We start from the raw sequence: 16,268 nt of genomic DNA, 5'->3' as shown, positions 1-16,268 counted from the left end.
ACCGGAGGAATTCCGGTGGATTATACGGAGCTAAAATGAGTGTAGTTTTTGAGGGGATTCTATTATCTAAGCCAAGAACTAGTGCGGCGAAGATTCAGGCTGAGATCAACATATCGATGCAAGTGGTAGAGATTTCTTTGGAGGTGTTAATTCTACATCGCTCCAATCGCGATGAGAATCAATTCACTGCCGAAGTCGATAGTTTATCAGCTCGGCTTTCTCATGATGTAGAATTTGCACTGCTAATTCGTTACGATTCCAGGATTGGGTACCGATCGTCAGCATGTTACGAGGCGGGCCAGAAAATTTCCGAATTTACTGATCGAGACGAGTTGTATGTTCCATTGAATGAGGATGGATTGCCGGATAACTCGGTCACGCCATTGCGTGTCGATCAATTAAGCGACGAGTTAGAGTACGAGACTTGCAAGAATGCTATCCAGCTCGGACTCGAGCGAATCGGCCGTCCAGAGTTGTGGAGAGAAGTTTTCAGCGTAATTTCGGAATAACTACGGTATTAGTTGGGCGGCGCCACCAAAAACCAAAAAGCGGGGACACGTATGGACGCCTCCGTCAACTGCAAACCGCACAAAGCAAAGGACAGCCAAGAATCAGAGTTTTCCGACGATTCGGGCGGCTGATTCCCGATCCAATCGGCGCCTGGTCGCGACGATGCTGGCAGCATGACTTGCGCCCGCTCGCTGCTGATTCCGCCCGGTTCGGCCGGCACCTACCACTGCGTGTCGCGCTGCGTGCGGCGTGCCCTAAAACTTCCCACCGCGAAAGCACGAGAGCACGAGAGCAAAGGACAGCCAAAAATCAGATTTTTCTGACACGTCCTGCGACTGATTCCCGATCCAATCGGCGCTTGGTCGCGACGATGCTGGCAGCATGACCTACGCCCGCTCGCTGCTGATTCCGCCCGGTTCCGCCGGCACCTTTCACTGCGTGTCGCCAGTTTGTTGGCGAGAGCGACGATGGTGCGCGCTTCGCCACGCCGAGCTCTCAAGCTCACCAGCCAACGGCTCATGGCATCGTCGCGGCGGTCTACCCAGCGCAATACGGCTCTGGCGCCATGGATGAGCAGCGTGCGTAGATCGCGATCGCCATTTTTGGAGATGCGCATCAACTGCACTTTGCCGCCAGTGCCGTGTTGCTTGGGGACCATGCCCAGCCAGGCGGACACATCCCGCCCGTGCTCGAATTGCTTGCCGTCGCCGACCGCAGCGATGAACGTCGGCGCGACCACCGGCCCGAAGCCGGGCACGGTCAGCAACCGTGCGTACGCCGGCTCCTGCTTGGCGAGCGCAGCGGTCTGCAAGGTCAGCGCTGCCAGACGCGAATCGAGCGCGCGGATATCTTCCAGTACGTTGAGCAAGGCGAACCGCGCCAACTGGGTCAGCCCGTTGTCGGCATCCTCCAGCGCCAGCGGCAAGCCTGCCATCAATGCGGCGCGACTGGTCGGGAAGGTGACTCCATACTCGCTGGCCAAACCACGCACCTGACTGATCAGTTCGGTGCGTTGCGATACAAGCTTGCTGCGCACACGGCCGAGCAACTGCAGATCCTGCTGGCCGAGAGTCTTGACCGGAACGAAGTGCATCTTCGGGCGCTGTACCCCCCGGTTCGACACCTTTCGCGCGTTTCGCAGTCCGGCGCTGCCTGGGTGGTCTCGCAGGATCAATGGCTTGCGCTGTCTGAGGACGCCGATTCCGCAACTATCGTGTAGTGGCACGCGTTCAGCTTGAACATTATGGAATACGCTGTATTGGCGTGATACCGTGGCGGCATGTTCGCGAAGATCACTAAGTCCGGCCCGAGGCAGTACATCCAGCTCGTCGAGGCCTTCCGGGATGGCGATGGCGTTGCTCGCCACCGGCATGTCGCCAACCTCGGCCGGGTCGAGGTTCACAGGACAAGCTCGATCGCCTGATCGCCAGCCTGAGCCCGCGACCGGTCGCGGGCCGCGCGAACCTTCCAGCGATCCTGGAAGTGGCACCTGCTGCTGTCGGCGCTGGATCTGGGCTTCGCCCCTGCGCGGCTGACCGCCGGACGCCGTCGATGTCGACGCTGACGCGGCTGATGGTGATCAATCGCCTGTGCGACGCGGATTCAAGCTCGGCGTGTTGCGTTGGCTGGAGGAAGTCATCGTCCCTGGCGTGGTCCCGGATGAAGTGACCCACCAGCGCCTGTTGCGGACCATGGATGTGCTGGACGCCCATGCGGGCACGATCCTGTCGCGGCTGGCCGGGCTGGTGCGACCGCTGCTGGATCAGGACCTGAACCTGGTGTTCTACGACCTGACCAATGTGCGCAGCCACGGCGAGACGAGACTGGCGGACATGTGCGTCCTTTGGCATAAACAAGGCACCGGCGGCATCGCGCGTCAGTTCGCGCTGGGGCTGTAGAGCGGTTGCGGATGCCACTGGATTTCGAGGTGTTTCCCGGCGATGTCGGCGAGGTGAGCACCTTGTTGCCGATGATCCAGCGCAGTCTGGCGCGCTACGCGGTCAAGCGCGTGGTGCTGGTGGCCGATCGCGGCATGCTGAGTCTGGATCAGATCGCGGCCCTGGAGGCGCTAGTTGCCGAGGGGGTGTCGAGCTGTCCTGGATCATCGCGGTGCCGGCGCGCCGTTACGGCGACTTCATGGATCCGGTCGTGGAACTGGCGCGAACGTGCGCCGATGCGACCGTACCCAAGGTGCTGGAAACCGAGGCGGGTGGCTATCGCATGGTGGTGGCGCACGACCCTCTCGTGGCAGCCGAGCAGACCGCGCAGCGCCGCGCCCGGATCGCAGCGATCGAAGCGCGCGCACAGGCGGACGTGGACAAGCTCACGCGTCAGGACGAGGGCAAGAAAGCGCGCGCCGCGCCAGCGACCGCCTACCTGCGCTCATCACGGCGTGAGGGGCGCATCGTCGAAGATCCTCAGCCGACTTGCGCGCCGACGCCAGCGGCACCTGACGACGCCGCGCTGGCACGCCAGGAGGCCTTCGACGGCAAGCTGATCCTGTTGACAACGTGCGTGACCTGAAGCCGTCGAGGTGGTGGAACGCTACAAGCGCCTGGCGGACATCGACGCGGCTTCCGTGCTCAAGCAGGACATCGCGCTGGCGCCGGTCTATCACCGGCTGCCCGAGCGCATCCGGGCGCACGCGTTGATCTGCTTTCTGGCGCTGCTGTTGCACCGGGTCATGCGTCCGAAACTGACTGAGTCCAGCCCGGCAGCCGCGCTGCGCAAGCTCAAGGCCATCCAACTGCACCGGTTCACCACCGAGGGAAAGACCGTGAGCGGACTGACCGCGACCAGCGAGGAAACCCGTTCGATCTTCCAGCAGCTGGACCTGCCGTTGCCCGACACCAAGCCCCCAAACGAGCTGACCGGGCCATCGTAGTGGCAACCGGGGATACCGGATGCGCTACGAATCAATTACTTAAGTCGGATAAGTGTCGAACTCGGGTGTACCGCCTCGGTGATCGCCAACGCATCGCCGCTGTCGTTCTTGTGAACCCGGCAGAATGCCTTGACGTGCTGCGCCGGAATCAAGCGCACCATGTGCCCGGCCGCCAGCAACTTGCGACCCAGAAGTGACCCGTTGCGCACGCTTCCATCGCGACCGTCGTGGGCTCCAGATCCTTGAGCCACTCAAGAAACTTGGCCCGCGTGAACTTCTTGTTGAACAACACGCTGCCGCTCAGCGCAATCACGCAAACCTGGAAAACACTCTTTGCCAGGTCGATACCAACCAGTTTAGCCTTCATGTCGGACGCCTCCTTCTGTTGACTGTGGTGCTGCACATCCAGTCTGGCTCGATGAAGCCGCAAGGGGGAGGCGTCCATTTCAACACCCATCGATTCCACCGACAACGAACGGGGAAAAACGCGCCCGTCGCGGCTGATTCCTTCGTGATTTCAACGACTTGGTCCGGCCAAAGCCAACGCCCCCAGGCGCCCGCGGCGCCGAAAAGGATGGCCTGTCGCGCTCAGTTCGAGAACGAACGAGCCACGCCGAGGCCGCGCAGCCAGCGCTGGCCGATCTCGGCGGCTTTGTCGAGGAGCGCACTTTCGCTGCCGATCACGCGACAGAAGCCTTGCTCGGGCTTGACCGCGCGCACGCGGTGGGTCCACTCGCTTGAGTCCATTCTTAGGCGGGCAAGGACGGCCGGCGGCTTTCCCGTGATGCGTCCACGCTTGGTGGGGTGCCATTGGCGGCCGGTCATGTCGACCAGTTCGATGTACTCAGTGGTTGTGAGCGCCGTCACCGACAGGCCGCGAATACCCAGCACGGGTGCCAGCTCAGGTCGGCACGGTACGCTGGCTGTGGCGCGACCGTTGCGAACGGTCGTGCATGCCAATGTCTCGCCACCCGGATCCGACTCAATGGCTCGGATGCGTTTCAGGATGCTCGTGTGCACCGACCCCTCCAGTTGCGAGGTCATGCCGGCGCGGATCGGGTTCAGGTCCACATAGGCCATGGCCGACAGCACCGCGGTCTCGTCGAGCAGCACTTGGGAACGGAACCTCCCTTCCCAGAATCGGCCCTTGCAGTGGTCCTCGACATTCGCGCGCCGGGCGATGGGCTCGCTCAGCGACTTCATGAACCACGATAGGCTGCAGAGCCGCGCGCGCAGCACGGCCAGACGGGTATCGTTCGCGACGATCTGCGCCTTCGCTGATTCGTACTGACCATCCTCCGGCGGATAGAGCCCCAGCCAGCGAGTGGCGACCTCGTCCGGGTTCCAGTCCCGCGCGACGTCGGCATGCATCTCGATCACGACATGCAGGTGATTGCTCATCACCGCGTAGGCCCAGATCGAGGCGGCATACAGCTCAGCCAACTGCGCCAGGCGATCTTCAACCCACTGCCGGCGATGCTCGTGATCCGCGCCGGTCAATGGATCCCGCCCGCAGAGCCAGGCGCGGCGTACACAGCGGGACACGCAGTGATAGACGCCGTGGGCGTTGGCGGGGACCAGCAGGGAGCGGGCTTGCGTCATGGGAGTAGCATGGCGCGGACCGCGGGTGCGGGCTGTCGGAAAGTTCTGACGGCGGAGTCGGAAAGCCGCCAATCTGTGCGTGTCCCCGCTTCCCGCCATGCGTGTCCCCGCTTCCCGGCGATGGAAGCGGAGCCGGAACGGGCGGCCGCGCCGCTGGCGCCGATCGCCGGGGTGACGGGTTTGTGCGTGCTGGCGATATCGCAGGTGGATTATCTGCGGTTGGTCGACGCCACCGGGCGAGTGTTGCGCGAGGGCAAACGCGGCGTGATCCGCGGGGCGCTGCCGGCCGCGCTGGCGCGGGTGGGCGCAGGCGGTCGCTGGCCGGAGCAGGTCATGGCGGTTCGCTCGACGTACAGCCGCGCGATCGGTTCGGCGGAACGCTTGATCGAGCAGGCGCAGGCGCTGGGTCAGCGTTGGATGCGCGGGATCGGGATGGCGCGACGGCTGGCGGCGCGATGACGGCCGTTGTGCTTCAAACCGTCCCGCGCTCAAGTTCCACGGTCGCACCGTGGAGTCCTTTCTCTCGGATGATGGTGAGGAACCGGGTGAGCGGGGTCATGTCTTGGTCGAGCGAGAGGTGCATGTCGAGTTCGGCGTTGCGGTAGTTGCGGGTGAACCCGCGGACGCGGACGGCGAACACGCGCTCGAACAGCTTCTGGCGCAGGAGTTTGTCGGCCTTGCGCGCGGAGATCACGCGCCAGGGAGCGCCAGCGAGGCGCTCGCGCAGCGAGGCAACGAGTTCGGCGACTGCCGGGGTGGGCGAGGCGATCAGGTGCTCGACGATGCGCTCTTCGAGCTTGCGCTTGCCGGTGATCGCCTTGGATGCGTGCGCGAGGGCGGCGAGCTGGACGAACTCGCGCTGAAGCTGCTTGCCGACATCGACGGCCGAGATCGGGCTTTCAGGCTTAATCGCTGCATCCGATGACCTTGATGCGTATCCGTCCGACCGCGCCCATTCTTCCGTCCATCTCGGATGGCTGCGAGGCTGACGGCTTCATCGGCTTCGGGGTCCTGCCGTGGCCCGTTCCCTCGGTTCGTTGGTCTGGTTCATGCGCATCTGCGCCGCTTCGCGCAGTCGCCTGAGCGCTCGGGTGTATTGCCGGGCGCAGGGTTGGTCGTACGCAACCTTCATGTCTTGGCGCCGGCGGCTGTTGCGTGAGCTGGTCGGCGAGCCACTGCGTTTCGAGCGCCGGCGCTGATGGTCGGCGGCCTACCGGTCTGGGTATGCGCCGATGCGGTGGGTTTTCGTCTGGGCATCGACGGCCTGGCGCTGCGGGTGCAGGCCAGCCTGGGGCCGCAGCGGGCGTTGTCGAGTGCGCACGTGTTCTTCAACCGTGGGCGCGACAAGGTCAAGATCCTCTGGTACGACCGCCATGGGTGGTGGCTGATGTACAAGCGTCTGGAGCGTGGACGATTCTCGTCGGTGACGGCGGGGGCGCTGTCGGAGAGCGACCTGCGGCTGGTGCTGGAAGGGATCGATCTGTCGGTGCGCAGGCTACGCCCGGTAACCGCGATGCGGGTGGCTTGATCGATCTGTCTTTTTGACGGCAGATCAGTTACTTGCATTGCTTTCCGGTGCTCGCTGGGTAGCCTGCCGGGATGGTCCTGGCAAGCACTGATGTCGTCCCCCGCGCTGATTACGAGGCGGCGCTGGCTCGCGCCGAGAGCGCCGAAGCGCGCCTGGCCGCCCTCGAACAGCAACTCGCCGCGCTCAAGCGCCAGCGCTTCGGCGCGTCCTCGGAGAACGCCGATCAGCTGACGATGTTCGGCAATGCCGACATCGAACTGATCGAGCAGGAGATCCGGTCCGAGCAACCGGTGACCCCGAAGAAGACCGTGACCGAGCGCCAGCGCCTGGTGCTGCCCAAGGGGCTGCCGGAAGAGCGGGTCGAAGTCGATCTGCCCGAGTCCGAGAAGGTGGCCGCCGACGGCGCGCCGCTCAAGCGGATCGGCGAGGAAGTGACGGTCAAGCTGTGCTTCAAGCCGGCGGTCTTCTTCAAGAAGCTGATCGTGCGCCCCAAGTACGCCGATCCGCGGCAGCCGGAGGCGGGCGTGCGCTGCGCCAGGCTGCCGGCGCAGCTGATCGACGGCTCACACCTGGATGCGAGCCTGGGTGCGCACCTGCTGGTGTCCAAGTACGCCGATCACCTGCCGCTGTTCCGCATCGAGGAGATCTACAGCCGCGGCGGTGTGGCGATCCCGCGCAGCACTCTGTCTGACTGGGTGATCGCGTTGTCGGGATGGCTCAAGCCCCTGGTGCTGCGGCTGCACGCGGCGCTGATGCAGCAGAAGGTGATCCATGTCGACGAGACCGTGCTGCCGCTGCAATCGGTGGGCCGCACGATCAGCGCGCGGGCCTGGGCCTATGTGGGCCGCGATCCGGCCATCGTGGTCTACGACTTCACGGTCGACAAGGCCGGCCAGCATGTGCGTGACTTCCTGCGCTCGTGGAAGGGCGGCTGGCTGCAGGCGGATGCGGCGAGCAACTACGACGAGTTGTATCGCCAGCGGCCGGAGATCCTGGAAGTCGGCTGCTGGGCCCATGCCCGGCGAAAGTTCTTTGAGATCGCCGCATTGGCCGACAAGAGCGGCCACCGCGTACTGGCGCACGAGGCGGTCGAGCGGATCGGTGAGCTGTTCGCCATCGAAAGGGCCGCGAGCGAGGCGGGAGAAAGTCCGCCGGAGCGCGGCAAACGGCGACAGCAGGAGGCACGGCCGATCCTTGAAGCACTCCGGTCCTGGTGCGAGGACAGCTTGCGCGAGCTATTGCCGAAATCGCCGACGGCACTTGCGATCGGGTACACTCTCAAGCACTGGGATGCGTTGACGCGCTATCTGGACGACGGCGCGGTCGCCATCGACAACAACGCCGCCGAGCGCGCGTTGCGAGAGATCGCCGTGGGGCGCAAGAACTGGCTGTTCGCGGGAAGCGAACGCGGCGGTGAGGCGTGCGCCATCGTCACCAGCCTGATCGAAACCGCCAAGGCGCATGGCCGTGATCCGGTGGCCTACCTGACCGATGTCCTGGAGCGCCTGCCGACGACGCTCAACCGGGAGATCGATGCGCTGCTGCCGATGAGCTGGGCACCGAGATCGGGGTAACAGATCCTCGCCGGCAGAGCACCAATGGCGCTGTCGGACGCTTACCTTGATGCTGCGCCTGCCGGCGGCTTGAAGGGGGCGCGGAGGGACGTCCGGCGCGATCGCGCCCATTTCCATACTCTTGCGCCTAATCAAGATTATGTAAAATTTAGATCTGGCGTGGTACTACCGTGCGGCGCATCCATCAGTCGACCGCCCTTGCCGGGTACCCCTCCTCAAACAGCACGGCGATGACTTTCTCCGGCTCGAGGTTGCCCTCGGCAATGACTTGACCGCGTGCCAGGTCCACTTCCACGTGGGCGTTGGCGTCGAGGGTGCGGATGGCGCTGGTGACGGTGCGCACGCAGTGCTGGCAGGACAAGTTGTCGACGTCGAGATGCATGAGGTACTCCCGGGAAGGGTTGCGCCGTCGCGGCCAGCCTGCGGGTTCCGCAAGCTGAGCGAAATCGCTTATGGCACGCCGGGGCGGCCTCTGGTTGTGACCGGAATCGCAACTCCGGCACGCAAGCGCTTTGAACCGCTACCGCCCTGGTGCGGATGGCGGGTGATCTTCGGCAACGTTGCGGGGTTGAAGCTACGGTGAGGTCCGGCGCAGAGTGCTCTCCATGGACAAGGGCAGGATCGCGGTGGCTGCGAAAGAGGAATGGCGGGTGGGCATCGCAGGAATGACCTGCGCCTCCTGTGTCGCAAGGGCCGAGCGAGCACTCAACAGGCTGCCCGGCGTGGCGGCGGCAAGCGTGAACCTGGCTACTGGGTGGGCTCGGGTGAGCGGTGCCGCAGAGCTGGCTCGCGATGACATCTCCGCGGCGATCGCAAAAGCCGGCTTCGAAGCCGTGTGGCCTCCCGAGGACCCGGATACTGGCCTCGCACTCGAAGCGCCACGGCCGCGAGTGGACTCAGAGCGGCGCCACCTGATGATCGCTGCAATGCTGAGCGCGCCGTTGGTGTTGCCGATGCTCGGGTTGTTGTTCGGCGTGCACTGGATGCTGCCGGGCTGGCTGCAGCTGGGGCTGGCGACGCCGGTGCAGTTCTGGCTGGGCGCCCGCTTCTATCGCGCTGGCTGGGGTGCGCTGAAGTCCGGCAGTGGCAACATGGACCTGCTGGTGGCCATCGGTACCAGTGCGGCCTACGGGCTCAGCGTGTACCAACTGCTCGCGGTGGACGCACGCCACGGCGAAGCGCATCTGTATTTCGAGGCGTCGGCGGTGGTGATCACGCTGGTGCTGTTGGGCAAGTGGCTCGAGGGGCGTGCGCGGCGGCAGGCCAGCGAGGCGATCCAGGCACTGCAGACGCTGCGGCCGGACACGGCGCGGGTGATTCGCGATGGCGTCGAGCGTGAATTGCCGATCGCCCAGGTGCGCGTGGACGATCGCGTGCGCGTGCTGCCAGGCGAGCGCATCGCGGTGGATGGTCGGGTAGAGGACGGCCGCAGCCATGTCGACGAGTCCTTGCTGACGGGAGAGTCGCTGCCGCTGGCGAAGGAGCCGGGCGCGACGGTGATCGCCGGCGCGGTCAACGGCGAAGGCCTGCTGCTGCTGCGTACCACCGCGGTCGGCGCTGAAACTGCGCTGGCGCGAATCATCCGGCTGGTGGAGGACGCGCAAGCGCGCAAGGCGCCGATCCAGCGGATCGTCGACCGCGTCAGCGCCGTGTTCGTGCCGGTGGTGGCCGCGATCGCGCTGCTGACCCTGCTGGGCTGGGGTCTGGCCGCAGGCGACTGGAGCCGCGCGATCCTGCACGCCGTGTCGGTCCTGGTGATCGCCTGCCCCTGTGCGCTCGGTCTGGCGACACCCACGGCAATCCTGGCCGGTACCGGTGTGGCCGCCCGTGCCGGCATCCTGATCAAGGACGCCGAAGCGCTGGAACTGGCGCGCAGTGTGCGCACGGTGGTTTTCGACAAGACCGGCACGCTGACGCTGGGCCAGCCGCGGCTGCTTGCGCTGGCCGCGACTGATGGCGACGAGGATGCGCTGCTGCGCACGGCGGCGGCGCTGCAAGCGGGCAGCGAACATCCGCTGGCCCGCGCCGTGCTGGCTGCGGCGCGCGAGCGCCAGCTCGCCTCGCCGGTCGGCTTTGATGTGCGTGCGGTCGCCGGTCGCGGCATCCAGGCGCAGGTCGATGGCCGTCTCTGGCGCCTGGGCAGCGAGCGCTGGATGCAGGAGCTCCGGGTCGATCGGTCGCCGCTGGCGTCCCAGGCCGCCGAGCAGCAGTCGGCCGGACGCAGCATTGCCTGGCTCGCGGACGCGGACGGATGCGTCCACGGGCTGCTGTCCTTCGGCGACCAGGCACGCCCGGAGTCGGCCGCGGCGGTGCGCGCGCTGGATCGAATGGGCATTCGCAGCGTGCTGATTTCGGGCGACCACCGGGCCGCCGCTGACACGCTGGCGCGCTCGGTGGGCATCCACGAGGTACGTGCCGACGTGTTGCCCGAACACAAGGCGGATGCAGTGCGCGAACTGGCGGCGCACGGACCGGTGGCGATGGTCGGCGATGGCGTCAACGACGCACCGGCGCTGGCGGCCGCGACCGCGGGCTTCGCGATGGGCAGCGGCACCGACGTCGCCATGCACGCCGCCGGCGTGACCCTGATGCGCCCCGACCCGCGGCTGGTGGCCGATGCGATCGATCTGTCGCGCCGGACCACGCGCAAGATCCACCAGAACCTGTTCTGGGCCTTCATCTACAACCTGATCGGCATTCCGCTGGCCGCCGCGGGGCTGCTGAATCCGGTCATTGCCGGCGCGGCCATGGCCTTCTCCAGCGTCAGCGTGGTCGGCAACACCCTGTTGCTGCGGCGCTGGCGGCCCTCGTCTGCGCGCGCTTGATCCAGGTCCACCCGGGCCACACGCGGAGCGCCGCATACTCGCCTCGGACTATCGACGGAATTGCCGCGTGAACAATCGATGCAAACGCGCTGGCCTGGGACTGGCACTGCTGGTCTTGGTCGGCTGTGCGACGCCGACACGTCAGCAGGGTATCGATTCCGTCGATTCGCTGGTGGCGTCCCGGTTGCGGCCCGGCATCGAGGCGCCCAGCGGCGAGCGCGAGGCAGCCGCATTGCAGGCGCGGGTGGACGAATTGCTGGCAGGTCCGCTGACGCTGGAACGCGCGGTCAGCGTGGCGCTGCTGGCCAATCCGCGGGTGCAGGCCGAGTACGCGCAGCTCGGCATCGCACGCGGCGACTTGATCGATGCCAGCCGATTGTCCAACCCGCGCATCGGCTGGGTGCGCGAGAAGAACGATGGCAGCCGCACCTACACCCAGTCGTTGTCGCGCGATTTCACTGAATCCCTGCTGCTGCCGGCGCAAAAGCGCATCTCCGGCGCGGAATACCAGCGCGTGCAGCGGATCGTCGCTGCGGCGGTGCTGGACCTGGCGACCGAGGTCGAGATTGCCTGGTTCGAGGCGCTCGCGGCGCAGCAAGTTGCTGCCATGCGTGGGGCCGTTGCGAAGGCCGCATCCCTGTCGGCCCAGCTTGCCGGGCGTTTCCACGAAGCCGGCAACATGCCGCGGCTGAAACTGCTGCTGGAACAGTCTGCGGCGAGCGAGGCGGCCATCGAAGCCCGCCGCGCCGAGGCGGCGTCCCGCAGCGTCCGCGCGCGCCTGGCCAGCCTGCTCGGCCAGCGCAGCAGCGTGCGTTGGGCGTTGCCGGACACGCTCGCGGCGCCGCCACCCGGCCGCTACATCGAGGCGAAGCTGCTGCAGCGGGCCGAGCGCGAACGGCTGGACCTCGCTGCGGCGATCCGCGAGCGCGATCTGCGCCAGGATGCTCTCGACCTGGCCACCCGGTGGCGCTGGCTCGGCGCCTTCGAACTTGGAGTCGAGCGCGAGACCGAGGGTGGCGACGTGCGCGTGCGCGGGCTCGAAGCTTCCATCGAGGTGCCGATCTTCCAGCAGGGCCAGGCGGCCATCGCAAGGGCAAAGGCCGAGCTCGAAGCCGCCGATGCGCGTCTCAACGAATTGCGCATCGCCATCGACAACGAGATCGCGCTGGCCGTCGAGCGGGTCGAAGTCGAAAGGCAGATTGCCGAGGATTACCGCACCATCCTGCTGCCCCAGCGCGAAGGCATCGTCGATGGCACCCAGCGCGAAGTGAACTTCATGTTCGAGGGCGCCTTCGAACTGCTGCGGGTCAAGCAGGAACAGTACGCCGCGTACCAGGCCTATCTCGAAGCCGTGCGCGACTATTGGGTCGCGCGTGCCGAGTTGCGCCGCGCCGTGGGCGGACCGCTGCCGGATGACGACGAGGCCTTCGAGCCGACCGTGGGCGTGGAGGCGGTGTTGCCTGGCGCCGAGGCCCCGTCGGAGCACCATCACCACGGCAAGCAAGGTGAAAAGTGAAATGGGAAACGTCAATGGGCGCCGGGCCAGTTTGACGTTTTACGTTTCACCTTTGACCCTGCTGGCCTCGAACTCCAAGCACTGCCGCCAACTCCCACCCCCATGAACCGCCGCGATTTCTTCCGCAACACCGGTGCCGCCACACTGGCCGCCGCCCTGCCCGTCGCGACGCTCGCGCAGGAGCCCGCGCCCGGGGGCGAGCGCCGGCATCCCAAGGTGCGCACGCCAAATGGCTGGACCCTGCCCCACCAAGTGGTCGACGGGGTCAAGGTCTTCCACCTGGTCGCCGAGCAGATCGAGCACGAGTTCGCGCCGGGCACGCGGGCGAAGTGCTGGGGCTACAACGGCAGCACGCCGGGGCCGACGATCGAAGTCGACGAGGGCGACCGGGTGCGGATCTACGTGACCAACCGGCTGCCCGAGCACACCACGATCCACTGGCATGGGATCGACCTGCCCTCCGGGATGGACGGCGTGGGCGGCCTGACCCAGCCGCATATCAAGCCCGGCGAGACTTACGAGTACGAGTTCACGCTCAAGCAGCACGGTACCCACATGTACCACCCGCATGCGGACGAGATGGTGCAGATGGCGGTGGGCATGATGGGTTTGTTCATCATCCACCCGCGCGAGCCGGAACCCGAGCCCATCGACCGCGACTACGCGATCCTGTTGCACAACTGGGCACTGCATCCGGGCACCTGGCGACCGGACCCGTCGGTGATGACCGAGTTCGACCTGTGGACCTTCAACTCCAAGGTGTTCCCGGCGATCGAACCTTTGGTGGCGCGTAGCGGCGAGCGGGTGCGCATCCGCGTCGCCAATTTGTCGATGCACGAACACCCGATCCACATGCACGGCCCGCGCTTCTGGGTCACTGGCGGCGATGGCGGACGCTGGCCGCGGAACCTGTGGCGCACCGAGGTCACCGAGATCGTCGGCGTAGGCCAGACGCGCGACCTCGAGTTCATCGCCCAGGCCGGCGACTGGGCCTTCCACTGCCACAAGTCGCACCACACGATGAACGCCATGGGCCACGAGGTGCCAAATACGCTGGGCGTGGACCAGCGCGGCATCGAGGCCGAGATCCGCAAGATGCTGCCGGGCTACATGGCGATGGGCGAGCACGGCATGGCCGAGCACCAGGACCACACCGACATGGGCCACATGCCCGGGCCCGAGAACACCCTGCCGATGATGATGGGCAAGGGTCCGTTCGGGAACCTCGAGATGGGCGGCATGTTCAGCGTCATCAAGGTGCGCGACGACCTGGCGCCCGGCGATTACCGCGATCCCGGTTGGTACCGCCACCCGTCCGGCACCGTGGCCCAGTGCGTCAGCCGCGATCCCGACTTCGGCAATCCGGTGCGCCGCGCACCGTTGCCGCCCGCGCACGCGCCGGTGTCGACGGCGAAGCCCGGAGGGCATGAGCACCATTGAGGGCGGGTTTTCGGCCGGGTCCTGATGCGAGGTAGTGACAACGTATATACTACGTCATCATGAGTTGGACCCGCGAGGTGGCCATGTCGAAAGAAGCCGTTTTCACGATGAAGCTGGAACCTGACTTGCGGGATCAATTCATGGCCGAAGCTGAGGCGGCACACCGTCCCGCCTCGCAGGTGGTGCGGGAGCTGATGCGCGAGTTCGTACAGCGCCAGCGCCAGGCCCGCGAGTACGACGCGTTCCTGCAGCGCAAGGTCGATGCGGCACGGACCTCCATGCGAGCAGGCCATGGCCAGTCCAATGATGAGGTCGAAGCCAAATTCGCCGCCCGACGCGCCAAGGCGACCGGCCAGGCGTGAAAGTTGTCTGGACACCCGAGGCCGAGCAGGATCGCGGAGACATCTGGGACATCATTGCGGCAGACGATCTGACTGCCGCAGTGCGAATGGACCAGTTGTTCACCGACGCTGCCGTCAGGCTGGCGGATTTCCCCATGCTTGGGCATACCGGCACGATCCTCGGCACTCGTGAGTGGATTCCGCATGAGAGTTACCGGCTGGTGTACGAAATCGACGTCGATCAAAACACCCTGTGGGTGCTGGCGCTAGTCCACACTGCGCGGCAATGGCCCCCGGCCAGGAGCCGAACAAGGCTCTGAAAGTGACGTCGCAAGCGATCAAAGCCACTTTCCGTTCAACTGCGCCTCAAACCCGGCCTATGACCCGGTATGGTCAGTCCCACGGATTCAGGGTCTGGACTCCGATGGGTGCGAAGTCCGCCAGATTGCGCGTGACTACCGTCATTCCATGCACCAGCGCGGTCGCTGCGATCAGCGCATCGCGCTCGGCGCGCGGGTCAGGCACATGCAGGCTTGCGCAACGCAAAGCCACCTTGAGGTCCACCGCCATGATCCGGCCGTCAAAACGGGTCAATACCTGATCGTTGATCCACTCGCGCAGCAATGCGCCTTGTCCGGCGTCCCGGCGCGCCACCCTCAGCGCACCCAGTTCCAGTTCCAGCAGGCTGATCACTGACAGGAAGCAACTCGCCGCCGCTTGCGCGTTTGCCCATGCGAGCACGCGCGGGTTGGCGCGCTGTGGCCGGCGCAGCTCCGACACCACGTTGGTGTCGAGCAGGTACATCAATCGAACTCGGCTGGCCGGGCGATCTGACCCAGACGCGCAGGTTCAAAGTCCACATCCGGCGCATCGTCCTGCGCGACCGCTTGCGCGAGGCTCATGCCGGCCCCGATCAAGCGCCGATAGTCCTCGATCGAAAGCAGCACATGCGCGGGCTTGCCACGGTCGGTGATGAAGACTGGGCCCTCGTTCGCGGCCTTCTTGGCTTCACTGGCGTTCTGGTTGAACTCGCGACTGGACACGGTGGTTGCAGTCATGACCTTGCGCTCCAACGAGTATGTAGGCACGTTACTACACACTTGCGACAGCCGCAACCGAGCGAACGGCGGTGATCGCCCTTGGGTTCACGCCAGCACGCTCAGCGCACCTGCGTGCACGACTGCCCGGGACCTTCGCGGGGAAACAGCACCTCGGTCGACACCGTCAGCGGATCCTCACCCGCCGCCCGTCGCTCGCGATACGCGTCCTTGCATGCCTGCGGACAGCACCGGGCATCCGGGGTCAGCCTGCCGCCAGGGCAAACCGGCGCATGGGCGAAGCATTGGTCCAGCGAGTGTCCCGCCACTCCGGGCTGGAAGCATGCGGTCACCAGATCCCCGCAGCGGCCGGCCAGCGTGACCGGGTCGTTGGCATCGTTGTGCACGGTGACGCGCCCGCTGCGTGACAGTCTGAACACCTGGCCGTTTGCCTCGATCCGATGCGCCAGCCAGCCGCCCTCGACCGCCCGGCACAGCATCAGCGTCCCACGGCCGTCGAGGTGCGCCTGGATCGCGTCGAAATCCTCGCGCTTGACGCCGGCCAGGACCATGCCACGGACGATGCCCATCAGGGCGAGGCGCTGCGGCTCCGGCAGCTGTTCCAGCGCGTCCTTGATGGCAACGGGTTTTCCGACCGGCGCCGCGCAACGCCGGGTCAGGGCGGCCCCGTCGGGGACGGCGGTGCTTTCCGATGGCTGCCCCAGCGATTGTTGGCTCACGACGGCTTCGCCGGCCGTGCCGGTCTGGCCGCAGGGCCGGTCTGCATAGATGACGCCGCCGCTGGCGGTGGTGCACTTGTAGAGGCTCGACGCAGTGGCAGGAACGCCCGTCAGCAGCAGTGCGACACCCGCCAGTAGGCATCGCATGCACGCCCAGGAATGCTGGTGGAATCGAGGCATCAAAGTGACTCCGGTCCTTGGGCCGCAGCATCGTAGGGCAAGCGCAGAAACGTTGAACCAGGCGTGGGTGCACGGATGCCGACCGAAGGGA

Annotated in this window: 21 protein-coding genes; 13 read left to right on the top strand and 8 right to left on the bottom strand. The window is 65.9% G+C overall.

Annotation, left to right across the window (positions count from 1 at the left end):
• Nucleotides 1-35 precede the first annotated feature (35 nt).
• On the top strand, nucleotides 36-509 hold the full coding sequence (locus IPK27_08280; GenBank protein ID MBK8067618.1) for a hypothetical protein: 474 nt from the start codon (nucleotides 36-38) through the stop codon (nucleotides 507-509).
• 221 nt (nucleotides 510-730) lie between these two features.
• On the opposite strand, the gene IPK27_08275 is transcribed toward IPK27_08280, so the two are convergent.
• A complete protein-coding gene (locus tag IPK27_08275) occupies nucleotides 731-1,912 on the bottom strand; it encodes an IS110 family transposase (protein ID MBK8067617.1) in 1,182 nt (393 codons plus the stop codon).
• Between the two features lie 187 nt (nucleotides 1,913-2,099).
• Here IPK27_08275 and IPK27_08270 point away from each other — a divergent pair, with 187 nt between their 5' ends.
• From IPK27_08270 to IPK27_08260, 3 genes are all read left to right on the top strand, one after another.
• A complete protein-coding gene (locus tag IPK27_08270) occupies nucleotides 2,100-2,408 on the top strand; it encodes a hypothetical protein (GenBank protein MBK8067616.1) in 309 nt (102 codons plus the stop codon).
• A gap of 250 nt (nucleotides 2,409-2,658) precedes the next feature.
• Nucleotides 2,659-3,033, top strand: coding sequence for a hypothetical protein (locus tag IPK27_08265; protein ID MBK8067615.1), 375 nt, complete (start codon nucleotides 2,659-2,661; stop codon nucleotides 3,031-3,033).
• Nucleotides 3,034-3,043: 10 nt separating this feature from the next.
• A complete protein-coding gene (locus tag IPK27_08260) occupies nucleotides 3,044-3,394 on the top strand; it encodes a hypothetical protein (protein MBK8067614.1) in 351 nt (116 codons plus the stop codon).
• Nucleotides 3,395-3,542: 148 nt separating this feature from the next.
• Here IPK27_08260 and IPK27_08255 read toward each other — a convergent pair whose 3' ends face one another.
• Complete coding sequence (locus tag IPK27_08255; GenBank protein MBK8067613.1) at nucleotides 3,543-3,761, bottom strand: transposase; 219 nt, start codon at nucleotides 3,759-3,761, stop codon at nucleotides 3,543-3,545.
• A 221-nt stretch (nucleotides 3,762-3,982) separates the two neighbouring features.
• Nucleotides 3,983-4,996, bottom strand: a complete 1,014-nt coding sequence (locus IPK27_08250; GenBank protein MBK8067612.1) for a transposase — start codon at nucleotides 4,994-4,996, stop codon at nucleotides 3,983-3,985.
• A gap of 120 nt (nucleotides 4,997-5,116) precedes the next feature.
• Here IPK27_08250 and IPK27_08245 point away from each other — a divergent pair, with 120 nt between their 5' ends.
• The gene (locus IPK27_08245) at nucleotides 5,117-5,455 is read left to right on the top strand and encodes a hypothetical protein (protein ID MBK8067611.1); all 339 of its coding nucleotides are present in this window, start codon (nucleotides 5,117-5,119) and stop codon (nucleotides 5,453-5,455) included.
• A gap of 13 nt (nucleotides 5,456-5,468) precedes the next feature.
• Here the strand turns inward: IPK27_08245 and IPK27_08240 are convergent, their stop codons facing one another.
• Nucleotides 5,469-5,690 (bottom strand): hypothetical protein, encoded by a 222-nt coding sequence (locus tag IPK27_08240; protein ID MBK8067610.1) that lies wholly within the window; start codon nucleotides 5,688-5,690, stop codon nucleotides 5,469-5,471.
• Nucleotides 5,691-5,768: 78 nt separating this feature from the next.
• Here IPK27_08240 and IPK27_08235 point away from each other — a divergent pair, with 78 nt between their 5' ends.
• From IPK27_08235 to IPK27_08225, 3 genes are all read left to right on the top strand, one after another.
• Nucleotides 5,769-5,921, top strand: coding sequence for a hypothetical protein (locus IPK27_08235; GenBank protein MBK8067609.1), 153 nt, complete (start codon nucleotides 5,769-5,771; stop codon nucleotides 5,919-5,921).
• 273 nt (nucleotides 5,922-6,194) lie between these two features.
• Nucleotides 6,195-6,524 (top strand): IS66 family insertion sequence element accessory protein TnpB, encoded by a 330-nt coding sequence (gene tnpB, locus IPK27_08230; GenBank protein MBK8067608.1) that lies wholly within the window; start codon nucleotides 6,195-6,197, stop codon nucleotides 6,522-6,524.
• Nucleotides 6,525-6,595: 71 nt separating this feature from the next.
• Nucleotides 6,596-8,098, top strand: coding sequence for an IS66 family transposase (locus IPK27_08225; GenBank protein MBK8067607.1), 1,503 nt, complete (start codon nucleotides 6,596-6,598; stop codon nucleotides 8,096-8,098).
• 184 nt (nucleotides 8,099-8,282) lie between these two features.
• Here the strand turns inward: IPK27_08225 and IPK27_08220 are convergent, their stop codons facing one another.
• The gene (locus tag IPK27_08220) at nucleotides 8,283-8,480 is read right to left on the bottom strand and encodes a heavy-metal-associated domain-containing protein (GenBank protein MBK8067606.1); all 198 of its coding nucleotides are present in this window, start codon (nucleotides 8,478-8,480) and stop codon (nucleotides 8,283-8,285) included.
• Between the two features lie 223 nt (nucleotides 8,481-8,703).
• Between IPK27_08220 and IPK27_08215 the strand changes: the two genes are divergently transcribed.
• From IPK27_08215 to IPK27_08195, 5 genes are all read left to right on the top strand, one after another.
• Entirely contained in the window at nucleotides 8,704-10,923 is a 2,220-nt protein-coding gene (locus tag IPK27_08215) for a copper-translocating P-type ATPase (GenBank protein ID MBK8067605.1), read from the top strand.
• Between the two features lie 67 nt (nucleotides 10,924-10,990).
• A complete protein-coding gene (locus IPK27_08210) occupies nucleotides 10,991-12,439 on the top strand; it encodes a TolC family protein (GenBank protein ID MBK8067604.1) in 1,449 nt (482 codons plus the stop codon).
• Between the two features lie 102 nt (nucleotides 12,440-12,541).
• Nucleotides 12,542-13,879: a copper oxidase gene (locus IPK27_08205; protein MBK8067603.1), complete on the top strand. Its 1,338-nt coding sequence runs from the start codon at nucleotides 12,542-12,544 to the stop codon at nucleotides 13,877-13,879.
• Between the two features lie 83 nt (nucleotides 13,880-13,962).
• Nucleotides 13,963-14,241, top strand: coding sequence for an antitoxin of toxin-antitoxin stability system (locus IPK27_08200; protein MBK8067602.1), 279 nt, complete (start codon nucleotides 13,963-13,965; stop codon nucleotides 14,239-14,241).
• The gene (locus tag IPK27_08195; protein ID MBK8067601.1) at nucleotides 14,238-14,540 is read left to right on the top strand and encodes a type II toxin-antitoxin system RelE/ParE family toxin; all 303 of its coding nucleotides are present in this window, start codon (nucleotides 14,238-14,240) and stop codon (nucleotides 14,538-14,540) included. The genes IPK27_08200 and IPK27_08195 overlap by 4 nt, the downstream gene beginning before the upstream one ends.
• A 73-nt stretch (nucleotides 14,541-14,613) precedes the next feature.
• Here IPK27_08195 and IPK27_08190 read toward each other — a convergent pair whose 3' ends face one another.
• From IPK27_08190 to IPK27_08180, 3 genes are all read right to left on the bottom strand, one after another.
• Nucleotides 14,614-15,024, bottom strand: a complete 411-nt coding sequence (locus IPK27_08190; protein ID MBK8067600.1) for a type II toxin-antitoxin system VapC family toxin — start codon at nucleotides 15,022-15,024, stop codon at nucleotides 14,614-14,616.
• Entirely contained in the window at nucleotides 15,024-15,278 is a 255-nt protein-coding gene (locus IPK27_08185) for a type II toxin-antitoxin system Phd/YefM family antitoxin (protein MBK8067599.1), read from the bottom strand. Before IPK27_08185 ends, IPK27_08190 begins: the two co-directional genes overlap by 1 nt.
• Before the next feature lie 101 nt (nucleotides 15,279-15,379).
• A complete protein-coding gene (locus tag IPK27_08180) occupies nucleotides 15,380-16,144 on the bottom strand; it encodes a DUF4124 domain-containing protein (protein ID MBK8067598.1) in 765 nt (254 codons plus the stop codon).
• Between the last annotated feature and the right edge of the window lie 124 nt (nucleotides 16,145-16,268).

It is taken from the genome of Rhodanobacteraceae bacterium, assembly GCA_016713135.1.
GTDB lineage: Bacteria > Pseudomonadota > Gammaproteobacteria > Xanthomonadales > SZUA-5 > JADKFD01.
The sequence above is the reverse complement of the archived record's forward strand: the minus strand, read 5'-3'. Positions and strand labels throughout refer to the sequence as shown.

Bases quoted from the DNA above. Each gene is read 5' to 3' on its own strand.
- IPK27_08180 (MBK8067598.1), bottom strand. From the start codon at position 16,144: ATGCGATGCCTACTGGCGGGTGTCGCACTGCTGCTGACGGGCGTTCCT.
- IPK27_08280 (MBK8067618.1), top strand. From the start codon at position 36: ATGAGTGTAGTTTTTGAGGGGATTCTATTATCTAAGCCAAGAACTAGT.
- IPK27_08190 (MBK8067600.1), bottom strand. From the start codon at position 15,024: ATGTACCTGCTCGACACCAACGTGGTGTCGGAGCTGCGCCGGCCACAG.
- IPK27_08225 (MBK8067607.1), top strand. From the start codon at position 6,596: ATGGTCCTGGCAAGCACTGATGTCGTCCCCCGCGCTGATTACGAGGCG.
- tnpB (MBK8067608.1), top strand. From the start codon at position 6,195: ATGGTCGGCGGCCTACCGGTCTGGGTATGCGCCGATGCGGTGGGTTTT.
- IPK27_08205 (MBK8067603.1), top strand. From the start codon at position 12,542: ATGAACCGCCGCGATTTCTTCCGCAACACCGGTGCCGCCACACTGGCC.
- IPK27_08245 (MBK8067611.1), top strand. From the start codon at position 5,117: ATGGAAGCGGAGCCGGAACGGGCGGCCGCGCCGCTGGCGCCGATCGCC.
- IPK27_08200 (MBK8067602.1), top strand. From the start codon at position 13,963: ATGTCGAAAGAAGCCGTTTTCACGATGAAGCTGGAACCTGACTTGCGG.
- IPK27_08255 (MBK8067613.1), bottom strand. From the start codon at position 3,761: ATGAAGGCTAAACTGGTTGGTATCGACCTGGCAAAGAGTGTTTTCCAG.
- IPK27_08185 (MBK8067599.1), bottom strand. From the start codon at position 15,278: ATGACTGCAACCACCGTGTCCAGTCGCGAGTTCAACCAGAACGCCAGT.
- IPK27_08215 (MBK8067605.1), top strand. From the start codon at position 8,704: ATGGACAAGGGCAGGATCGCGGTGGCTGCGAAAGAGGAATGGCGGGTG.
- IPK27_08220 (MBK8067606.1), bottom strand. From the start codon at position 8,480: ATGCATCTCGACGTCGACAACTTGTCCTGCCAGCACTGCGTGCGCACC.
- IPK27_08250 (MBK8067612.1), bottom strand. From the start codon at position 4,996: ATGACGCAAGCCCGCTCCCTGCTGGTCCCCGCCAACGCCCACGGCGTC.